Origin of the sequence: Vibrio sp. 10N.261.54.A5 (assembly GCF_041471145.1) — a bacterium.
Lineage (GTDB): Bacteria > Pseudomonadota > Gammaproteobacteria > Enterobacterales > Vibrionaceae > Vibrio > Vibrio crassostreae_C.
Genome location: NZ_JBFRNU010000019.1, coordinates 1 through 20941, shown reverse-complemented (window position 1 = coordinate 20941; position 20941 = coordinate 1). Strand labels below are relative to the sequence as shown.

General features: G+C 45.1%; 17 protein-coding genes. 11 read left to right on the top strand and 6 right to left on the bottom strand.

Translation table 11 applies throughout. The features are described 5' to 3' along the window. Positions 1 to 81: 81 nt before the first annotated feature. Complete coding sequence (locus AB4329_RS05180) at positions 82 to 1002, bottom strand: histone deacetylase (RefSeq protein ID WP_136973525.1); 921 nt, start codon at positions 1000 to 1002, stop codon at positions 82 to 84. A gap of 262 nt (positions 1003 to 1264) precedes the next feature. Here AB4329_RS05180 and AB4329_RS05175 point away from each other — a divergent pair, with 262 nt between their 5' ends. Continuing rightward, a complete protein-coding gene (locus AB4329_RS05175) occupies positions 1265 to 1951 on the top strand; it encodes an SDR family oxidoreductase (protein ID WP_017063446.1) in 687 nt (228 codons plus the stop codon). Continuing rightward, entirely contained in the window at positions 1929 to 2960 is a 1032-nt protein-coding gene (locus AB4329_RS05170) for a DUF3080 domain-containing protein (protein WP_372137772.1), read from the top strand. Before AB4329_RS05175 ends, AB4329_RS05170 begins: the two co-directional genes overlap by 23 nt. An 18-nt stretch (positions 2961 to 2978) precedes the next feature. Here AB4329_RS05170 and AB4329_RS05165 read toward each other — a convergent pair whose 3' ends face one another. The 3 genes from AB4329_RS05165 to AB4329_RS05155 all read right to left on the bottom strand — a co-directional run bounded on the left by AB4329_RS05165 (position 2979) and on the right by AB4329_RS05155 (position 8571). Continuing rightward, positions 2979 to 4991, bottom strand: a complete 2013-nt coding sequence (locus AB4329_RS05165; RefSeq protein ID WP_372137770.1) for a DNA topoisomerase III — start codon at positions 4989 to 4991, stop codon at positions 2979 to 2981. A gap of 814 nt (positions 4992 to 5805) precedes the next feature. Continuing rightward, on the bottom strand, positions 5806 to 6354 hold the full coding sequence (locus AB4329_RS05160) for an NAD(P)H nitroreductase (RefSeq protein ID WP_017059376.1): 549 nt from the start codon (positions 6352 to 6354) through the stop codon (positions 5806 to 5808). A gap of 207 nt (positions 6355 to 6561) precedes the next feature. After that, positions 6562 to 8571: an NADPH-dependent 2,4-dienoyl-CoA reductase gene (locus AB4329_RS05155; protein WP_017070754.1), complete on the bottom strand. Its 2010-nt coding sequence runs from the start codon at positions 8569 to 8571 to the stop codon at positions 6562 to 6564. Positions 8572 to 8850: 279 nt separating this feature from the next. Here AB4329_RS05155 and sppA point away from each other — a divergent pair, with 279 nt between their 5' ends. Then, entirely contained in the window at positions 8851 to 10701 is a 1851-nt protein-coding gene (gene sppA, locus AB4329_RS05150; protein ID WP_029235699.1) for a signal peptide peptidase SppA, read from the top strand. A 118-nt stretch (positions 10702 to 10819) separates the two neighbouring features. Next, entirely contained in the window at positions 10820 to 11836 is a 1017-nt protein-coding gene (ansA, locus tag AB4329_RS05145; protein WP_017063439.1) for an asparaginase, read from the top strand. 143 nt (positions 11837 to 11979) lie between these two features. Here the strand turns inward: ansA and AB4329_RS05140 are convergent, their stop codons facing one another. After that, positions 11980 to 12261, bottom strand: a complete 282-nt coding sequence (locus tag AB4329_RS05140; protein ID WP_010437067.1) for a YeaC family protein — start codon at positions 12259 to 12261, stop codon at positions 11980 to 11982. Positions 12262 to 12374: 113 nt separating this feature from the next. Here AB4329_RS05140 and AB4329_RS05135 point away from each other — a divergent pair, with 113 nt between their 5' ends. Beyond that, positions 12375 to 13181: a DUF2989 domain-containing protein gene (locus AB4329_RS05135; protein WP_372137788.1), complete on the top strand. Its 807-nt coding sequence runs from the start codon at positions 12375 to 12377 to the stop codon at positions 13179 to 13181. Between the two features lie 175 nt (positions 13182 to 13356). Here AB4329_RS05135 and msrB read toward each other — a convergent pair whose 3' ends face one another. Then, complete coding sequence (msrB, locus tag AB4329_RS05130; RefSeq protein WP_080582205.1) at positions 13357 to 13794, bottom strand: peptide-methionine (R)-S-oxide reductase MsrB; 438 nt, start codon at positions 13792 to 13794, stop codon at positions 13357 to 13359. 319 nt (positions 13795 to 14113) lie between these two features. Between msrB and gap the strand changes: the two genes are divergently transcribed. The 6 genes from gap (at position 14114) to AB4329_RS05100 (ending at position 20831) form a co-directional block, all read left to right on the top strand. Then, positions 14114 to 15109 carry a type I glyceraldehyde-3-phosphate dehydrogenase gene (gene gap / locus AB4329_RS05125; protein ID WP_017059382.1) on the top strand — a complete coding sequence of 332 codons (996 nt, stop codon included), beginning with the start codon at positions 14114 to 14116 and terminating at the stop codon, positions 15107 to 15109. Positions 15110 to 15351: 242 nt separating this feature from the next. Further along, complete coding sequence (locus tag AB4329_RS05120; RefSeq protein ID WP_372137768.1) at positions 15352 to 16236, top strand: D-hexose-6-phosphate mutarotase; 885 nt, start codon at positions 15352 to 15354, stop codon at positions 16234 to 16236. Between the two features lie 111 nt (positions 16237 to 16347). Further along, positions 16348 to 17163 carry a 23S rRNA (guanine(745)-N(1))-methyltransferase gene (rlmA, locus tag AB4329_RS05115; RefSeq protein ID WP_372137766.1) on the top strand — a complete coding sequence of 272 codons (816 nt, stop codon included), beginning with the start codon at positions 16348 to 16350 and terminating at the stop codon, positions 17161 to 17163. A 75-nt stretch (positions 17164 to 17238) separates the two neighbouring features. After that, positions 17239 to 18192: a ChaN family lipoprotein gene (locus AB4329_RS05110; RefSeq protein ID WP_372137764.1), complete on the top strand. Its 954-nt coding sequence runs from the start codon at positions 17239 to 17241 to the stop codon at positions 18190 to 18192. 276 nt (positions 18193 to 18468) lie between these two features. Beyond that, entirely contained in the window at positions 18469 to 18822 is a 354-nt protein-coding gene (locus AB4329_RS05105; protein ID WP_372110572.1) for a hypothetical protein, read from the top strand. Positions 18823 to 18944: 122 nt separating this feature from the next. Continuing rightward, complete coding sequence (locus AB4329_RS05100) at positions 18945 to 20831, top strand: BCCT family transporter (protein WP_372137762.1); 1887 nt, start codon at positions 18945 to 18947, stop codon at positions 20829 to 20831. The last annotated feature ends 110 nt before the right edge of the window (positions 20832 to 20941 follow it).

The window sequence follows — 20941 nt, the reverse complement described above, 5'->3', positions numbered from 1 at the left end:
GTGCAATCGTGTCTTTTATGGTGCAAGAGGCCTTATTTCACACCATCATTTCAATGAACTATCAGCCGCTAATTTGAGAGGTTAACCGTGAACATGATAGGCCGCTTTTAACAGCTGCATGTGAATCGGCACCAGGTCTTGGTGTTTAGTGCGGTACCCGCCACCGACTACGCAAGCCATCGGAATAGACTCTGATTTCGCTAATTCAATCATGAAACAGTCGCGCTCAAATATCCCTTGTGTCGAGACATTCAAATAACCCAGTTCATCGTCTTGATGAATATCTATCCCCGCATCATAAATAATCAGATCAGGTTGATGGTGAGCAATCGCTAACTTAGTGACTTGTTCAAAACAACGTAGGAACTCTTCATCTTCTGTTTCACGACTTAATGGCACATCTAAATCGGATAGCGGCTTTCGTGCAGGGAAGTTTTTATCGCAGTGGAACGACAGAGTAATGATGTCGTCGTTGTCTTGGCAAAGAGTTGCTGTGCCATCACCATGATGAACGTCGCTATCAACGATCAGCACTTTATCGATATGTTCAAAGGTCAGCGCGTGTTTTGCCGCTAAAACCAAATCGTTCAACAAACAAAAGCCACTGCCAAAATCATGATGCGCATGATGATAACCACCACTCAAATGAATCGCTAAACCAGTCTCTATTGCCATTTCAGCGGCCAAGCAGGTTCCACCACTTGAGTAGAGTGTTCTTTCGATAAGTTGCTCGCTCCACGGGAAACCGATACGTCTCATCTTTGCTGCAGGTAACTTACCAGACACGAGCAAATCAACATATTCGCTATCATGTACCTGTTTTACTTGCTCAACCGAAACCGGCGTTGGTTGGCACACTTCAAACTTGCACTTCCATCGAGGTTCGCTATTCATCAGCGCCTCAACAGCACTATGCAACAACTGATATTTGTTGATTGGGTAGCGATGGCCTTCTGGTAAAGGTAACTGTGAATAGATTGGGTGGTAAATTAAAGGAATCATAATCAGGCTAATTGCGTATCTTTCTCAAAATCATAACAGCCTCAAACTTGGCGACAACCTTAATTAATGATAATGGTTATCATTGTTATTAATTATAAAGTAGAGACCATAATGAAAAACGTAATACTCATCTTTGGGGTGATCTGCGGCTCAGCGGCAGCAGTAATGATTTTTGTAGGAATGCTAATGGCCAGTTGGTGGAGCGTTGATTTTCTCGTGTTAAGCCATCAAACTTAACTAATTGAACTGAAAAGGAATCACCATGAGCGTTATTTTTATTACTGGAGCGAACCGCGGCATTGGCTTAAGCCTGACTCGACAATACTTGGAAAGTAATCACAAGGTGTACGCGACTTATCGTGATGACAATTCAGCAAAAGAACTGCTCTCACTCGCAGACCACAACACCAACCTTACCTGTATTCAATTAGAGATAACCGATTACCAAGCAGTAAGCCAACTCCCTTCGCAAATAAAGTCGATTGATATCTTGATCAACAACGCTGGCTACTATGGCCCTAAAGGCTACGGGCTGGGTAATACCGATGTTGAAGAGTGGCGTCGTGTATTCGAAGTCAACACCATCGCTCCACTAAAGCTTGTCGAAACGCTATTGCCTTTACTCAAAGACAGCGATATCAAAAAGGTCGCTTGTTTATCCTCTAGAGTCGGCAGTATGTCAGAGAACACCTCAGGCGGCGGTTACATCTATCGCTCCTCTAAAGCCGCTCTAAACTCCGTGGTGAAGAGCCTAAGCAACGACTTAACCGATGATGGCTTTACGGTGTTAGCACTGCATCCAGGTTGGGTGCAGACTGAAATGGGTGGCCCTAATGCTCTGATCGACACCGACACTTCAGCTTCCGGCCTGATTGAAGTCATCGAGTCAGCGAATACCGAAGTGAGTGGTCACTTCTTCAATTTCGATGGCAGCGAAATTGACTGGTAATCCACAGATGAATGCAGGGCATCTCTCAAACCTAGTTAAGCACTCAACGCTGTTTTGTCTAACAGTGATGCTAGCTGGCTGTTTCAGTGATGGCCCCGGCGACTTGTTCGACGACTATCAAACAAAGATAGCCAGAGTACAAGATGCTGACGAGATAATCGAGGAATGGGAATTTGAAAGCCTACCGAGAAAACGAGAACTGCTGCTTGACGTGCCCTCACTCTCTATCGGCCTCATCGACAGCTACCAGCTTCGTCAGTGTGGATTGTTCAATCTGATTGCAGAAAGAAATTCGGTTCTGGGCAAGGTCGCGGATGAGTTTCGTAATTACGATTATCAAGTCGCGCTACTTGAAGGCGTGGGTAAATGTTTATCCAGTAATGAATTAGACCCAGAGATCGTAGAATTACTAAGAGAAATTGAGCAACAGAAACTCGCACAGTTTCCACTGCATCAATGGAATCTCATCTATGCCAGCGATGCTATGCAGTCACAAATGCGGGGTAGTCAGTGGTTACGCGCTGATATAGGCGATCAGGTACGACAAATCAGTGATGCGTTAGAACACATCAATCAAGCGTTAAACACATCGCTCGTTTCCGGCAAAACCACTGAGGTTCAAGAAGTATTAGAGAAGAGTTCGACCCTTGGGGATTTATACTACTCGCTCGCTCGGGCGTCAGTTGAGCTTGATACCATCACCAAACAGCTGACAACTTTTGATGACAAGATCATCTGTGGTAAACAACGAGACACCACTAAGTTCCGCTATCTCAACAATGTGTTCGAGCAACAATACATAGGTAAGGTTCAGCCTTACATGGCGCAACTGGATGGCTACTATCAGCACATAGCCCCGCAACTAGGAATGTTTGACGCGCAACCTGAACTGCACAGTTATTACTTTCCCATCCAAGATGCACATCAAGCCTTTCGATCATCCACTCGTCGCCATGTTGACTATTGGCAGCAACTGTTTAAACGTTGTGGCCGTAAAGTCGGTCGCTAATCCTAACCTCAATAAGTCTTAGCTTTTAGTGCTCTTTTTAGCGGAAGTACCTTTCTTAGCGTACGAACCATTCTTAGCATACGAACCTGTCTTGGCATAAGACTTCTTCGCCCCACCGCCTTTACGGCGTTTGAAGGCAGGTCTCTCGACTTTAGGAAGGTGGCGGAGTGATTCAGGAACTTCTCCCGTTTTTACTTTACCCATTAAACCATCAATCTTGCTTTCTAACGCTTGCATGAAAGGCTGATACGCTTGATTTCGTTCTGCCATGCCTTGCAGCTGGTGCTCCCAATGTGCCGTCATGTCTGGGAAGGTAGAATCCTCAGGTAATGCATGAATCAAGCCTCTGCCCGCAGGGCTACTGTGAATACTCTTACCTTGGCGCGTTAGCAGCTGCCTTTTGAATAGAGTATCTAGAATACCCGCACGGGTTGCTTCTGTGCCAATGCCATCGGTTTCTTTCAAAATGGCTTTGAGATCTTTGTTCGCAACAAAACGCGCGATACCTGTCATCGCTTGAAGCAATGTCGCTTCCGTGAAGTGTTTTGGTGGCTCAGTTTTCTTATCACCAATCACGCCTTCACGGCACGTAAACACCGTACCTTTATCCAATGGAGGAACCGTATCCGTGCCATCCCCTTTTTCTTCGGTATCCGTTTTACCCATCAACACCTTCCAACCCGGGTTGATAAGCTGACGCCCTTTTGCGATGAACACGCCACCAGCGATATCAAAGACCAGCTTAGCATCAGCAAAAACCGCAGGTGGGTAAAACTGCATTAGATACTGACGAGCGATTTGCTGATAGATTTTCATCTCGTTGGCAGACAGGCCGTTCACCGATGACTTCTTCGGAGTAGGAATAATCGCGTGGTGAGCATCGACCTTACTGTCGTTCCATGCTTTTGATTTAAGAGAAAGGTCCGCACCTTGAGCGCCACTTTGCAGCTCTTTCGCATTGTTAGCGATAGCATCAACGATCGATTCTCGCTGCGAGTAGTGCTCTTTAGGTAGATAGCGGCTATCAGAACGTGGGTAAGTGATGAGTTTGTGTTTCTCGTACAATGACTGACACGTATCTAACACCTGTTGAGCACTCATACCAAAACGCTTAGACGCATCAATCTGCAAGGCTGACAGCGAGTAAGGCAGTGGCGCAGCTTGTTTACTTTGCTTTTGCTCTGATTCCGTCACCGTCGCGGGTTGATTCGCAATTCGGTTAGCCACATTCTCAACCAGCTTTCGATTGAGCACGCGCCCTTCTTCATCTTGCCATGGTTTACATGCTTCGCTTGGCTTCCAACGCGCACGAATATCAAAGCTCTGGCCGTGATTTTGATAAGGGATCAAAGCGTGCAAAGTGAAGTAATCTTTCGGAATAAAGTTTTCGATCTCTTCATCGCGCCTTACCACCAAACCAAGTACAGGCGTTTGTACTCGCCCGACCGACAACACACCTTGGTAGCCAGCCTTTTGACCGAGTAAGGTATAAGCACGAGTCATGTTCATGCCATACAGCCAATCGGCTCTAGAGCGCGCTAATGCGGAAATAGAAAGCGGAATAAAGTCACGGTTGCTGCGCATTTGAGAAAGTGCACGTTTTACGGCAGGTAAGTTCAAGTCGCTGATCAGTAGCCTGTCCATCGACTCTTTCTTAGCCTTAGAGACTTTGCAGTAATCAATCACTTCATCAACCAGCAACTGCCCTTCTCTATCCGGGTCTCCGGCGTGAACAATTTGAGTGGCGTCCTTCAATAGCTTTCGGATCACCGTGAGCTGTTTGCTTGAAGTCTTACGCGGTCTTAGCTGCCATTGCTCCGGCACGATAGGAAGATCGGCTAAATTCCACTTCTTATAACGGTCGTCATAAGCATCCGGCTCAACCTGCTCCAATAAGTGTCCAATACACCAAGTCACCACATCCCCATTGCCACATTTGATAAACCCTTGGTCTTTCTTTTGTGGATTAGGTAGTGCAGCGGCGATCGCGCGGCCGAGGCTTGGTTTTTCAGCAATAATAAGGCGAGACATGTTTTTCCAGATGCTACAAACAATTAGAGCCACATTATCTAATGTGGCTCTAATAAATCAAGAAAAACTGGTTGTTTATACAGTTAGCATTCAAAAAACTACTGACTACTAAATATGCACGACTAAAACATGCCTGATACAAGCTTTCGTAACTAGCTGCCTTGTTTTGTATCTCCCAATAACTACGCGGCCACTGCCTGCAATGGCTCTAGAAAAAGCAACGATTTTGACACTATATAATTGGTTTTGTTTATTTTTTCCTAAAGAGAGAACTAACGTAATAATAATGAATTGATCTTAGTCAGCTTGGGGCTTTTATTGACCTAAATCAATACTCAAAGTTGGTGGTTCTCGTTTAATTGGGCACAATATGTTGTATTAGAAGTGCAAGTTAAGGCTATATGTAGTCTAAGGACAAATCGAATTTAGGGAGGTAACATGACTTATTCTAAGCAATAAAAAAGCCCACTCAAAGCGGGCTAATTTATCTGTATCACTCACGTTGTAATAAGCAGAGTTCAAAGTCTTTGTAGGAGAAGACTTTAAACTTTAAGACAACGATTATGATGGCTTGTTTCACGGCGAATCATATCAAAGTCTATGTAAAAAACAACGTGCTAAACTTACTTAAACGAGTATATGGGCATGTTTCAAAAGTTAAACTCTTTACTAGATGTAATAGAATCAGTTTTAGCGATTATCGACTTCTTAGTTGCTGAAGACTTTCAACTACCTACAGCTATTATGGCTTTTATCACCAGATTTAGTTTTTAGATTTAGTTGGGCAGCCCTATCTTGGGCTGCTTTTGCTCACTTATAAAAACTCAACGAACTTAGAGAAGTCGCGCTCTGGCACTTTCATTGGTGTACAGCCTGGAGTGCCTAGGTATAGGAAGCCAACAATTTCATCGTCGCCTTCTAGGCCAAATGCTTGGTGTACTTCTGGGTGGAACATCCATTTACCTGAGCGCCAAAAGCCTTGGAAACCTTGTGCGACTGCGGCCATTTGCATCGCCTGTGCAGCACAACCCGCAGACAGATGTTGTTCGATAGCAGGCACTTTCTCGTGCTCAGTTACTTTGGCAATCACAGTAATCACCATCGGAGCTCGGAACGGCGCTTTTTTTACTTTCTCGATAACCGCTTCTTCGCTGTCATCCGCTTCAGCGGCGCGCACCAAGATGTCTGAAAGCTTTTGTAGGCCTGAACCTTGCGCGATAACAAAGCGCCATGGTGTTAGTGCACCGTGGTCTGGAGCACGCAGCCCTGCTTTGATGATGTTTTCTAACGCCACACCTTCAGGTGCCGGATCAGAGAGTTTTGCGATTGAGCGTCTGTTGAGCAATAGATCCAAAGCATCCATTTGAAGTCCTTACTATTTCTTTATTATTTGTATACTTGAACTTTAGCACAGAATACAAACGATAATAAATCTCAACGGCTGTCCATTTAGGCTAGATTAGAAACAATAAAGGCTCCTAAATCTATGACTTAGGAGCCTTGTTCAAAATCTAACTCAGCAAATTAAGTAACAATATCTACTGATAAGATTACAGTTTGATAGCTGATTCTATAACTTAATCGCTAGCTCAACACCTTGACGAATTGCGCGTACTGCATCCAATTCACCCGCGTAATCGGCGCCGCCTATCACATGCAGTTTGCCACCAAACTCTTGCCACATGTCTTCGAATGGACGAACGGACACTTGGCCTGCACACACAATTACAGAATCGGCATCAAGTACCTGATCTTGCTTACCAACGCTGATATGTAGACCTTGGTCATCAATCTTGTTGTAGCTCACGCCACCCAGTAGATTAACACCGCGTTTTTCTAGTGTGCGTTTGTGAATCCAGCCCGTAGTTTTGCCCGGACCTTTACCAACACGACCCGCTTTACGCTGCATCACCCAAACCGTTTTATCGCTGAATGAATCAGGGTAAGGGTAAAGTCCGCCTGGGTGTTCCATATTCTTATCAATGCCCCACTCATGCAGCCAATCGTCTAAGCTGTGTGAAGTTGGCTCAGTCAGCATGGTTGCCACATCGACACCGATACCACCAGCACCAACAATCGCGACCTTTTCGCCTACTGGTGTCTTTTCGCGAATCAAGGTTTGGTAATCGACCACGTTTTCTTGGTCAATGCCCTCAATATCGAGCTTTCTTGGCTCTACGCCAGCCGCCATCACGACTTCATCGTACTTCAACAACATCTCAAACGTTGCCTCAGTATCCAGTTTCAGGTTCACGCCTGATGCGTCGATTTGGTTAGCAAAGTAGCGAATCGTTTCTCTGAATTCTTCTTTACCCGGAATCTGCATTGCCAATCTAAACTGACCGCCGATACGGTCATTTTTCTCAATCAAGTCAACCTTATGCCCACGCTGAGCTAAAGTCGTTGCACAGGCTAAACCGGCTGGGCCTGCGCCGACAACCGCAATGGTCTTAGTCGCTTGCGCTGGCTGAACAACAATTTCAGTCTCGTAACAAGCGCGTGGGTTCACCAAACAGCTCGCACGTTTACCTTTAAACACGTTATCAAGGCAAGCTTGGTTACAACCGATACAGGTATTGATGAACTGAGCTTGGTCTTGAGCTGCTTTATTAACAAAATCCGGGTCTGCCAAGAATGGACGCGCCATAGACACCATATCAGCCTGCCCAGAGCTAAGAATACGTTCGGCCTCTTCTGGCGTATTAATTCGGTTACATGTCACCACTGGGATCGACACGTATGGTTTCACTTTTTCCGTCACCCAAGAGAATGCACCACGTGGTACTTGTGTCGCGATAGTCGGAACACGCGCTTCATGCCAACCGATGCCGGTATTGATAATAGTCACGCCTGCTTCTTCTAGCTTTTGAGCCAATAGAACAACATCTTCAAAGGTGCTGCCTTGCTCAACCAAATCCAGCATCGACAGTCGGAAAATAATAATGAAGTCGTCACCCACTGCTTCGCGAATCGATTTAACAATCTCCAGCGGGAAACGCATGCGCTTCTCATAAGAACCGCCCCATTCGTCGTAACGCATATTGGTACGTTTACAGATGAATTGGTTAATCAAGTAACCTTCAGATCCCATAATCTCAATGCCGTCGTAACCCGCGACTTGGGCGAGTTCGGCACTGTTGGCAAAGGCACCAATGGTCTTTTTAATCTGACGAGGGCTCATCTCACTTGGAGCGAACTTAGCGATAGGCGCTTTAATGCCAGACGCACTTTGCGCAAATGGGTGCATCGCATAACGACCTGCATGCAACAATTGAAGCGCAATTTTACCGCCGTGCTTGTGGACGGCTTCGGTAACAACTTGGTGCGCTTTAGCGTGCTTTACTTTACTGAATTCAGCACTGAATGGGGTTAATCTGCCACGTAAATTAGGAGAGAAACCACCAGTAACAATAAGGCCAACGCCTCCTTTTGCTCGCTCTTCATAAAACGCGGCGAGTTTGTGGAGACCTTCTTTATTTTCTTCTAAACCTGTATGCATTGATCCCATCAATACACGGTTACGTAACTGGGTAAATCCAAGATCGAGTGGTTCAAGTAAATGTGGGTACATGGCAGACATCACTTCTATTATTTTATCCTTGTGGTCTGACCACAGTATAGTTCAATTACCAAAAGTTCAAACAACCGTTTACATTTTTGTAACACCGATCATAATGCTGCACGTATTAATCGTTCAGAAGCCCTTAATTTGACTACACTTAATGAGAATATATATCGATTAACAATTCTTGGTGTAGTTTGAGCTTGGGAATTATCGTAGGATACTAAGCAGTTCATATTATTGAGATTAATGGTACTACGGCTTGTTAAAGCGACGTGATCTCACTGCGGAGACAGAATGAAAAAAATATTCAAATTTATAGGCATGTTCTTTAAAGGGATTTGGAAGCTCATTACGTTTGTACGTCTTGCGCTGGTTAACCTAGTCTTTTTACTCAGTATCGCCATCATCTACTTTGTGTACTTCCATTCAGATACGGCTCAACCGACGGTTCCTCAGGATTCGGCTTTAGTGCTTAATCTGTCTGGCCCTATTGTGGAACAAAGCCGCTATATCAATCCGATGGATTCGGTCACAGGTTCACTACTTGGCAAAGACCTTCCAAAAGAGAACATCCTGTTTGATATCGTTGAAACGATTCGCTACGCAAAAGACGATGACAAGGTTACTGGTATCGTTTTAGCTCTCAAAGAGCTGCCAGAAACCAACCTGACCAAGCTACGCTACATTGCTAAAGCATTGAATGAGTTCAAAGCAACAGGCAAACCGATTTATGCGGTGGGTGACTTTTACAACCAAAGCCAATACTACCTAGCCAGCTACGCAACTAAGGTCTTCCTATCACCAGATGGTGGGGTTCTTCTTAAAGGCTATAGCGCTTACTCGCTTTACTACAAAACGTTGTTAGAGAAACTAGACGTAAACACGCACGTGTTCCGTGTGGGCACTTATAAGTCAGCTATTGAGCCTTTCATTCGTGATGACATGTCAGACGCAGCGAAAGAGTCCGCTTCTCGTTGGTTAAGCCAACTATGGGGTGCGTACGTTGATGACGTCAGCAACAACCGTCAAATAGACGCTAAGACACTGAACCCAAGCATGGACACCTTCTTGAAAGAACTTGAGTCTGTGGACGGTGACATTGCAAAACTGGCCGAGAAACTTGGCTTAGTGGATGAGCTAGCGACACGCCAGCAAGTTCGACTAGAGCTTGCCGATGTTTTCGGCAGTGACGGCCAAGACAGCTACAACGCGTTTGGTTACTACGAATACCGTACAACCATGCTTCCAAACATGACTAGTGAATCACACGACGTTGCCGTGATTGTAGCGAGCGGCGCAATTATGGATGGCAAGCAACCACGTGGCACCGTTGGCGGCGATACCACAGCAGCCCTACTGCGCCAAGCACGTAACGACGATAAAGTGAAAGCGGTTGTACTTCGTGTCGATAGCCCAGGTGGCAGTGCCTTTGCTTCTGAAGTTATCCGTAATGAAATAGAAGCGATCAAGCAAGCGGGTAAACCGGTTGTTGTGTCGATGTCGAGCCTTGCTGCTTCGGGTGGTTACTGGATCTCGATGGGTGCGGATAAGATCCTAGCTCAGCCAACCACACTAACGGGTTCAATTGGTATCTTCAGTGTTATCACCACCTTCGAAAAAGGGTTGAACGATATTGGTGTTTACACTGATGGCGTTGGCACCTCACCTTTCTCAGGTCTTGGTATTACAACTGGACTTAGCGATGGCGCGAAAGACGCGTTCCAAATGGGCATTGAAAACGGATACCGCCGATTCATCAGCCTAGTTGGAGAAAATCGCGGTCTGGAAGTCGATGCTGTCGACAAGATTGCTCAAGGTCGAGTTTGGACAGGTCAAGATGCGATTCAGAAAGGCTTAGTCGATGAGATTGGTGATTTCGATGATGCGGTTGCAGCTGCGGCTTCACTTGCAGAGCTTGAAAGCTACAACATCTACTGGGTAGAAGAGCCACTTTCGGCCACTGAACAATTTATTCAAGAATTTATGAACCAAGTTCAGATGTCGATAGGCCTAGATATTCAATCGATGATACCAAGCAGTTTACAGCCTGTTACTCAGCAGTTAGCTCAAGATAGCCAGCTGTTAGGCAGCTTTAACGACCCACAAGGCCGATACGCTTTCTGCTTAAATTGCCAAGTTCAATAAGTTGAGCCAATAACTCAATGACTAAGGGGTACCTCTGTGTGAGGTGCCTCTTTTTATTGCATGATAATTCGCTATAATCGCCCCCCTGTTCCCTACATCACACTAAGTATTAATCGCCATGGAAAGAAAACACATCTATATCGCGTACACCGGCGGCACAATTGGCATGCAGAAGTCTATTGACCACGGCTATGTTCCAGTCGCAGGTTTCATGGATAAGCAGCTAGCTGGCATGCCTGAATTCCATCGCCCAGAGATGCCTAAGTACACCATTCACGAATACTCTCCATTAATGGACTCTTCAGATATGACGCCACTTGATTGGCAGACTATCGCTGATGACATTCGCGCGAACTACGATAAGTACGATGGTTTCGTTATCCTGCATGGCACAGACACTATGGCTTACACTGCTTCTGCACTGTCTTTCATGCTTGAAAACCTCGGCAAACCTGTGATTGTTACGGGCTCTCAGATCCCACTAGCAGAGCTTCGTTCAGACGGACAAGCAAACCTGCTGAATGCGCTACACATTGCCGCAAACTACCCTATCAACGAAGTGACACTGTTCTTCAACAACAAGTTGATGCGTGGTAACCGCAGCACAAAATCACACGCAGATGGCTTCAATGCGTTTACGTCTCCAAACCTGAATCCATTGCTAGAAGCGGGTATCAATATCCAACTTAGCAATAACGTAAAGGTAAACGAACAACCTAAAGGTGCTTTCAAGGTTCATAACATTACTCCGCAACCTATCGGCGTAATCACAATGTACCCAGGCATCTCACACGAAGTTATCCGTAACACGCTATTACAACCTGTTAACGCGATGATTCTGCTTACTTTCGGTGTGGGTAACGCACCACAAAACCCAGAACTGCTTCAGCACCTGAAAGATGCCTCAGAGCGCGGTGTTATTGTGGTGAACCTAACTCAATGTTTGGCTGGTAAAGTCAACATGGGTGGTTACGCGACAGGTTGTGCACTAGCAGAAGCGGGCGTGGTGAGTGGTTACGATATGACACCAGAAGCGGCACTGGCGAAGTTGCATTATCTATTAAGCCAAAACCTAGGCTACGAAGAAGTGAAGGCTCAGATGCAACAAGTATTGCGCGGTGAGATGAGCTTATAACCTGTTCAAGGATTCACGTTAAAGCCAGTTATTCTATGAAAGTAACGGCGGCTTAACGTGAACTAAATCGTTTTATTGCTTATAAATAAACGAGTTAAACTAAAAGGGGTGGCACATTGCCACCCCTTTGTTGTAATTTAAGCTTAATGATTCGGGTTAACTCTCACAATGTCTTCTTGATCTGACTTAAACTGTTTCTTTAGTTCAGACTTAGATTTAAAGCTAATCTCACCACCAGCTGCAATTGTCATATGTTGAGCTTCAGAGTTATGTTTAGATTGGTATAACATAACCGCTTGCATACACGAGTCGCGCTGTTCTTTTGAGAGCGCCGTACCTTCTGGCCATTTACCCGTTTCAACTGCGTAGGTTAAACGTTCGTAGACCTCGGGTGTCATTGCGCTAAGAAGTTGTTCTGCATCCATGGTAAAGCCTTAGTTTTAACAATTTTCACCAGAAAATAACCCGTAACAGAATTGAGTCAAGAACCTGACCGATAATAAGTGCATCTGATCACAAGTGAAGGAATATGAAAATTATGAAATGGTTGGCGATTAGCCTATTGCCTTTCACTCTGGTTGGGTGTCTTGAAGGGAACAAAAATACCGATCAACTGTGCCAAAGCAATCCGGGTCTTCAGTGTGAACAATTGAACATGAGCGATGGGCAATGTCGTGTCGCACGTACCGACCTCATCTGGCATCGATTTGAAGTTCAGAAGCAACCCACCGAAATCAACAAAATTAAAGAATTCGAATTAGTCACTGCCTACAAAAAGTGCCTAGAGCTCGCGGCACAGATCGAAACGATCGATCAATCTAAGCTGCAAGAGCGTCGCTTTACCTCTTTAATGCACAGTATCGAAGAGTCTGAGCGCATTGTTGATGAGCTATCGAAATCTGATACACCGGAAACGCTTTACTTCTTGTGGTCGCAAACTGGGGACACCAATGCCAGACGCAGTTTCCTACAACTAGAAGGCTCTGAAGCGTTAAACACAGCTGAGATGCAATATGCCTTGGCAACCTTCTATACCACCCGCAATCATATAAAGACACTTAAGCTACTCAATAATGCGCTAACGCTTTCTAATGGCTCGGTAGCCAACACTGAAATCTTCAAGTCGATGGCCAGTATCAACCACAGCCTGGGACATATGGAAAAAGCGTACGTTTGGGCAATGGTTGCCAAAGACTTTGACGTGCCGATTGCTTCTGAAGCCGAGCTCACGGTGTTGTACCATTTCGACAAGGCAACCTATAAGAAGCTAAATAAAGACGCAGATAACATCGTCGAAGCGATTGAGGATGGAATTTACAGCCCTTCAATCGTCCCGAGTTACTGATCGCTTCATTTATAGTGTTCTTACTTAAGCTTCTTATTCACCTGCTTTCAAATAAAAACAGCTACCTTTTTGGTAGCTGTTTTTATTTGTACTAGAGTTAAATCTGAAATCTTGGGCGTTTCAGCATTCCTAAATCGACAAATGCGACCTGTAAGGATTAGACAATAGTTACAAGTTATTTCGTACTTTCGTCATTTTTGTTGAAAATTAACGACACTGAATTAACACAGAACCGTTCACCTGTGGTCTTCGGGCCATCTGGAAAAACGTGACCTAAATGGCTATCACAGGCGGTACAACGGATCTCTACACGCTTCATTCCGTGACTTAGATCTTCTATATAGCGTACTGCTTCATCATTCACTGGGGCATCAAAGCTTGGCCAACCACACCCAGAGTCATATTTGTTATCCGACAGAAACAAAGGGCTTTCACAGCATGTGCAGCTATAGACGCCAGTCTTATGGTTGTGCAGTAACTTGCCGCTATATGGGGCTTCAGTACCACGCTCACGACACACTGAAAATTCGTCGTCCGTTAGGCGCTCACGCCAGTATTCATCAGGCTTTATCATATTTCCTCCCTTTTGAATCACGTTAATATCTCTCCACATTCTCAGTTATTATATTTACTTTTTTCTATAAAGGCTTGCATATGAGTCGTTTTGTAGCACATACTTTCTCACCAGGAAACATTGTACATATACACTCATAAGTGAATCATCATTTAGGGGTATTTTACCCAACTGGAAGGGTACAGAGCCACTTGCAATGGTCAATTTTCAATCACTTACACCCAATTGTTAAGAAAAGCGTCGCTTTTTTTTGACATTAAACAAGTTAAGTCGGATTATCTATTGCAGATGTATACTGGATTCTGTAATTTTACTACCAGTTATCTTTAATCAGAAATTAAGTTGTGGAGCAACTACAATGACTATCAAAGTAGGTATTAACGGTTTTGGCCGTATCGGCCGTTTCGTATTCCGCGCAGCTCAAGAGCGTGCAGACATCGAAGTAGTAGGTATTAACGATCTAATCGACGTAGAGTACATGGCATACATGCTTAAGTACGACTCAACTCACGGCCGTTTCAACGGTACTGTTGAAGTTGAAGGCGGTAACCTAATCGTTAACGGTAAAACTGTACGTGTTACAGCTGAGCGTAACCCAGAAGACCTTAAGTGGGATGCTATCGACGTAGACGTAGTTGCTGAAGCAACTGGTCTTTTCCTAACTGACGAGACTGCACGTAAGCACATCACTGCTGGCGCTAAGAAAGTAGTTCTTACTGGTCCTTCTAAAGATGCAACTCCAATGTTCGTAATGGGCGTTAACCAAGCATCTTACGCTGGTCAAGACATCGTTTCTAACGCTTCTTGTACTACTAACTGTCTTGCACCTATCGCTAAAGTACTTAACGATAAGTGGGGCATTGAGTCTGGTCTTATGACTACAGTTCACGCTACTACAGCAACTCAAAAAACTGTAGATGGCCCTTCTGCTAAAGACTGGCGCGGTGGCCGTGGTGCTTCTCAAAACATCATCCCATCTTCAACTGGTGCTGCTAAAGCTGTAGGCGTTGTTCTTCCAGAACTAAACGGCCTTCTAACTGGTATGGCTTTCCGTGTACCAACTGCTAACGTATCTGTAGTTGACCTAACAGTTAACCTAAAAGAAGCTGCATCTTACGAAGAAATTTGTGCTGCAATGAAAGAAGCTTCTGAAGGCGAAATGGCTGGCGTTCTTGGTTACACTGAAGACCAAGTAGTATCACAAGATTTCATCGGTGAAGTTCAAACTTCAGTATTCGATGCTAAAGCTGGTGTTGCTCTAACTGACAAATTCGTTAAAGTTGTATCTTGGTACGACAACGAAATCGGTTACTCAAACAAAGTTCTTGACCTAATCGCTCACATCTCTAAGTAATTTCTTTTTAGAAATCGCTTTAGATAAGCATTAGCGAAGACTGTTTTGAGCAGACTTTGAAAAAGGCGACCTTAGTGTCGCCTTTTTAATGCCTGCTATCTTTTAAACCGCGTCTGTCTAAGCTCATCAAGATAGCCCAAACGCAAAATTCAATTCTAATACTGACTCTGCTTGTTACTCATGAAAACACAAGCATCACTCTAGTCAGCATTTGAATTCAATTTCCTTAGAAGGATCATGTAATGGATTTATCTACTCTACCTGCACTGGCGGTACTTTCTGACAACGTCACTATCGTTGAACACGAAGGTGTAAAACTGGTTCGCGTTATCCACGATAAAGCAAACGCAGCGATTTCACTGTTTGGCGGCCATGTGGTGTCATTCCAACCGCAAGGTCAAGAAGACCTAATTTGGATGAGCCAACAAGCTAAGTTCGATGGTAAAACGGCTCTGCGTGGTGGTATTCCAGTATGTTGGCCTTGGTTTGGTCGCATTGCAGCACCAGCACATGGTTTTGCCCGTTCAAGTGAATGGCAATTGGTTGAACACCGTGAAAGCGAAGCTGGCGTGATTGTTAGCTTAGGTCTGAAGCCAAGCGAAGAGACGCTAGCAGTATGGCCTCATCAGTTTGATGCTCGCTTGAATGTTGAGATCGGCGAACAACTAAAAGTAACGCTGGACGTGAAGAACACTGATTCTCAGCCATGGACTTTCTCTGGTGCACTACACACTTACCTAAATGTTGGCGATATTCACAACACAACCACAACCGGTATGGGTGCTGAGTACATTGATAGCCTGCAAGGTGGCAAGATCTGCCAAGGTGGTTCTGAGCTAGCACTGACTGACACAATTGACCGCGTTTACACGCAACCAGAAGCGCAAATCTTTGTTGCTGACAAAAAGCTGGATCGCACGCTAACCGTTGAAAACCACGGTCATAACTCTGCAGTATTGTGGAACCCGTGGGCGGAAGGCGCAACAGCTATGGGCGACATGCAAGACGACGGTTACCTAACCATGATGTGTGTAGAATCAACACTGCACGCACCAAGCCTAGAAGCAGGCAAAACGCTACAGCCTGGCGAAAGCCACCAACTGATTACGGTGATTAGTGCCCAATAACCGTATAAATACAGTTATAAAAAACGATTTTTGAGCGGCTTTATGTCGCTCTTTTACTTTTTGGTTTTAGCTCGTTACACTTGCGCTGTCTATTCTCCTTTAGAGGTCTCCATGACTTACCAATGCCCTTTGTGTCACCAACCTTTATCTCAAAACGATCGTACGTTTAAGTGTGAAAAGAACCATCAGTTCGACCTAGCGAAAGAAGGCTACGTCAATTTGATGCCTGCGCACCACAAACGCTCAAAAGATCCAGGTGACAACAAAGAGATGATGCAGGCACGTCGTCGCTTCCTTGAAGGTAACCACTATGACCCAATGCGCCAAGCGGTGGTGACGTTGTGTTCTCGCTATCTACCAGAAGAGACGCCTAGCCTATTGGATATTGGTTGTGGCGAAGGTTATTACACCAACGAAATTGCTGTGAATCTTCAAGAAAAGAAAGGGGCTACTTTTGGCCTAGACATTTCTAAGATTGCTATCAAATACGCCGCTAAACGCTACCCTGCTGTCGACTTCTCAGTTGCATCAAGCCATCGCCTACCCTTTGCTGAAAACAGCTTAGACGGAATTCTACGCATTTACGCGCCTTGCAAGGCTGAAGAGTTACAACGCACCATCAAAGATAATGGTGTGGTGATCACCGTGACACCAGCTAGCCGACACCTGTATCAACTGCGTGATGCAATTTATGATGGCGTTCGCTTGCACGACGAAGATCCAGAAGTGATCGAAGGTTTTACGCTTGAGCATCAAGAGCAACTAAACTATATGATGGAACTATCGGGGTCAGATGCATTCGACCTGCTACAGATGACGCCGTTTGCTTGGAAGGCGAGTGAAGAGTTTAAACTACAACTCACCGAGGTAGAGCAATTCAACTGTGAAGCTGACTTTATGCTGCGAGTGTACCGCAAACAAATTTAATTGATATTGATTATCGTTTGCATTGAAATCTTATCTTGCCTCCTTTAGTATGCGTGTTCTTCAAGGAGGCATTTCATGCAACGTATTATTCTTATCGGATTAGCTACTCTTCTCACGGCTTGTGCTAGTCAACCTGCAAAAGACACTTCTCAAAAAGTGGCTCAAACGGAATCCGTTTCCACATTCTATGACTACCAGTTCGCTTCTCCACAAGGCGAAACACTTTCTCTCGATGCATTACCCGAGCAGCTGATTGACGCTGATGTGGTTCTAATTGGCGAATGGCACACGCATTCTGCCATTCACCGCTTCCAAACCGACTTCTTAAAAGCGCGCCGCAACGCAACATCAAACATTGCGCTTTCAATGGAACAGTTCACTCGAGAGCACCAAGCCACACTTGACCAATACTTAAACGGCGAAATTGGCGAACAAATTCTCATGTCTCAAGCGGCAGCTTGGCCAAATTACGAAAGTGATTACCGCGCGTTAGTTGAGTTCGCAAAAGCCAACGACGTCGATGTTATTGCGGCAAATGCACCAAAGCCATTCGTGCAGTGTATTGGCCGTAAAGGATTGCCTTACCTAGACCAATTATCGACCGAGCAACGCCAATGGATTGCTGCCGAAGTGGATACTGGCGATAGCCCTTACAAAGAAAAGTTCATGGCTTCTATGCATCACGGTACGCCAGAGCAAACAGAAAAGCAGTTTGCCGCTCAGGTTACCTGGGACGAAACCATGGCTGAGTCGATTGTGGATTACCTAGCATCAAACCCTGATAAACAAGTGATTCACGTGGCTGGCAAGTTCCACACCGAGGGTGGTTTAGGGACGGCGGCATCAATTCTACGTCGTAACCCTGATTTAAAAATCGCCATCATCAGCCCGGTTGAAGCGATGTCATCGGATAGCGGTGATTATCAGCTTGAAGTGCTTTCGCCGCCGGCTCGCTTTGTAAAGAAAGAGAACCGAATGAAGGCATACAAGCATCTGTCAAAACGTAGCGCTAGCCTAGAGTGTGAGTAGGATCTGTTGATCCACTCTTCTAAGCTAAAGAGTCGATGGGCTAATCCTAGATAATTAGCCCATCGTCACAACTTGATCACGTTCCCGTCATTCATCCTAACTCTATCTAAAATCAAACATTCTTATCGGCACAAGACTTGCTTAGTAAATAGACGATTTAACCAAGCAGACGAAAATGTAATGTGCGAATAAAAAAACATCACTATCGATGATTAATTGCACAAGTTTTTCACACCTCTGCCGATACTATATTTAAGGATAGGTAAGGAGAGCTATATGACGCCAGTAGGAACGAGTAATACTCAGCTGTATTCGCCTTCGCAGATGAACGCTAAGAGTTCAGCTAACGAAGCTGAAAAGCCTACACCGCTTAAGGTTGAGCAAAATACGGTTAGGCTTTCTGATGAAGGCAAAGCACTCTTATCTGCCCTAAAAGAAATTGATAAAGAAGCGAAGAAAGTCGAAGCAGAAAACGCGACAGTTACCGATAAAGTTGAGTCATTCGCTCATGGTGCCTTGGGTATGGATCACCCAGATAAGATTGAAGAAGAAGATGATAGTTCTTATTCAGCGGGGCAATACCTGTCCGCAGCGGCAACCGTAGGCGGTATTCTTCTCGCACTCATTTAGCCTTGCCAACCTATCGCATTCTCTAGAATAAAAGCGATTTATCGTTACGACAATAGACCCGATTAGGTCTAAAAAACGAGTTCATTCCATAATTCCGCTCTCATTTTAATGGAATAATACTCGTGAAAAACACTTTTGAGCTTATCGATAAGCCAACCTTTTTTGGTGCTATAGCACTCCTACTCACGATAGTTTTCCCGCTCATTTTGTTCCCTGCACAGGGCGCAGACTGGATTGCGGTTGCGAAAACATTCATGACTGATCAACTCGGATTCCTGTATCTTGCTCTAGGTCTCGCAGCCTGTGCATTTATGGTGTACGTAGTATTCAGTGATATGGGACAAATTAAACTGGGCGAAGCTGATGAAGAGCCTGAGTTTAAAACTGCATCATGGGCTGCCATGCTATTTTGTGGCGGTATCGGTGCAAGTATCTTGTATTGGGGCTGTATTGAGTGGGCTTACTACTACCAATCACCGCCTTTCCAACTAGAACCTGGCAGTGAAGAAGCAGTACGCTGGGCTGCGACCTACGGCCTATTCCACTGGGGACCAATCGCATGGTCTATCTACCTAATCCCGGCAATTCCTATCGCTTACTTCTTCTACGTACGTAAACAACCTGTTCTAAAGATTTCAAGCGCATTAATGCCTGTTCTTGGTGAACACCGTAGTAAAGGCGTACCAGGAAAGATCGTTGATATCCTATTCATTTTCGGTCTATTAGGCGGCGCTGCAACAACATTAGGTTTAGCCGCTCCTCTGATCACTGAAGGTCTAAATCACCTATTTGGTCTACCTAAAAATAACCTAACGCAAGTGATGGTGCTTTTAGTGTGTACTGCGATTTTTGCTTACTCATCTTATGCTGGATTGGAAAAAGGCATCAAGATCCTAAGTAACATCAACTTCTGGGGTGCGATGGGTCTACTGGCTTTCGTTCTGATCGCGGGTCCAACAATCTTCATGTTAGAAACAGGCTTAGACTCAATTGGTCGTCTACTGTCTAACTTCTTCGTGATGGCAACGTGGGCTGAACCATTTGGTGGTTACGGTACATTCGAAAACACTCACTTCCCACAAGACTGGACGATTTTCTACTGGGCATGGTGGCTAGTATTTGCACCGAGTATGGGTCTGTTTGTTGCGCGTATCTCTCGCGGCAGAACCATCAAACAAATGGTGTCAGGGTCGATCTTCTTTGGTTCTCTAGGTTGTTTCCTGTTCTTCATGATCTTAGGTAACTACGGCCTATCACTGCAGCTTTCTGGTGAGCTAGATGTCGTTGCCATTTTGAATGCGGAAGGCGCAACCAAAGCTATCTTCTCGATGCTTGCACAATTGCCAATGAGCACGCTGGTTATCGCTGTATTTACAATGCTGTGTATCATTTTCACGGCAACAACATTTGACTCTATCTCATACATCCTAGCGTCTGTTGTACAAAACAACGTGACCGAAGAGCCAATGCGCTGGAACCGTATGTTCTGGGCATTTACTCTGTCGTTCTTACCAACGATTCTAATGTTCTTAGGCGGTCTAAGTACGCTACAAACGGCGGCGATTGTTGGTGGCTTACCACTGCTTGCTATCTCTGTGATGCTGATGATTTCAGCGGTTCGTGCGACTAACCTCGACCTACGCCATCAAGATGCGTATATCGAGCCAACGATCAACATCGAAGAACTGCCAGACATGGACCCTTGGTCTGCTGAAGGTATGGCACTGGCTCAATTTGAGAAAGAAAAAGATGCTGCGCAAGAAGCCGCAGAACTTGAGCGTGTTGCTTACACAGAACTTGCCGCAGTGAAGAAAGAAATTCGCGCTTATGTGTTAGAACAAGGTTCACAAATGGAAACTCACGAGTTACCAGAGAATCTACAACAAGCACTTGAGCAGGCCGAGAGTAATCTTAGTGCCGCACAAGCGAAAAAGATCGAGTTATCTGAGCAAGCTCAGAATGCTCGTATCACGTTCAACCAGGTGGTTGCAGACTTACCGCTTGCTTGACATTAGCCATGACACAGTCCATTGATTTGGACCCTCCTAAATACGACAAAGGCTCACAGAAATGTGAGCCTTTTTTTATTCGGGTGATTGACTAGGGCGTGTTGATCTTT

Excerpts from the sequence above, each read along its gene's own strand:
- AB4329_RS05105 (WP_372110572.1), top strand. The coding sequence starts at position 18,469 with ATGACGCCAGTAGGAACGAGTAATACTCAGCTGTATTCGCCTTCGCAG.
- AB4329_RS05155 (WP_017070754.1), bottom strand. The coding sequence starts at position 8,571 with ATGTCTGCCATGTACCCACATTTACTTGAACCACTCGATCTTGGATTT.
- sppA (WP_029235699.1), top strand. The coding sequence starts at position 8,851 with ATGAAAAAAATATTCAAATTTATAGGCATGTTCTTTAAAGGGATTTGG.
- AB4329_RS05170 (WP_372137772.1), top strand. The coding sequence starts at position 1,929 with ATGGCAGCGAAATTGACTGGTAATCCACAGATGAATGCAGGGCATCTC.
- AB4329_RS05175 (WP_017063446.1), top strand. The coding sequence starts at position 1,265 with ATGAGCGTTATTTTTATTACTGGAGCGAACCGCGGCATTGGCTTAAGC.
- AB4329_RS05135 (WP_372137788.1), top strand. The coding sequence starts at position 12,375 with ATGAAATGGTTGGCGATTAGCCTATTGCCTTTCACTCTGGTTGGGTGT.
- AB4329_RS05160 (WP_017059376.1), bottom strand. The coding sequence starts at position 6,354 with ATGGATGCTTTGGATCTATTGCTCAACAGACGCTCAATCGCAAAACTC.
- AB4329_RS05140 (WP_010437067.1), bottom strand. The coding sequence starts at position 12,261 with ATGGATGCAGAACAACTTCTTAGCGCAATGACACCCGAGGTCTACGAA.
- AB4329_RS05165 (WP_372137770.1), bottom strand. The coding sequence starts at position 4,991 with ATGTCTCGCCTTATTATTGCTGAAAAACCAAGCCTCGGCCGCGCGATC.
- AB4329_RS05180 (WP_136973525.1), bottom strand. The coding sequence starts at position 1,002 with ATGATTCCTTTAATTTACCACCCAATCTATTCACAGTTACCTTTACCA.
- msrB (WP_080582205.1), bottom strand. The coding sequence starts at position 13,794 with ATGTGGAGAGATATTAACGTGATTCAAAAGGGAGGAAATATGATAAAG.
- AB4329_RS05110 (WP_372137764.1), top strand. The coding sequence starts at position 17,239 with ATGCAACGTATTATTCTTATCGGATTAGCTACTCTTCTCACGGCTTGT.
- AB4329_RS05120 (WP_372137768.1), top strand. The coding sequence starts at position 15,352 with ATGGATTTATCTACTCTACCTGCACTGGCGGTACTTTCTGACAACGTC.
- rlmA (WP_372137766.1), top strand. The coding sequence starts at position 16,348 with ATGACTTACCAATGCCCTTTGTGTCACCAACCTTTATCTCAAAACGAT.
- ansA (WP_017063439.1), top strand. The coding sequence starts at position 10,820 with ATGGAAAGAAAACACATCTATATCGCGTACACCGGCGGCACAATTGGC.
- gap (WP_017059382.1), top strand. The coding sequence starts at position 14,114 with ATGACTATCAAAGTAGGTATTAACGGTTTTGGCCGTATCGGCCGTTTC.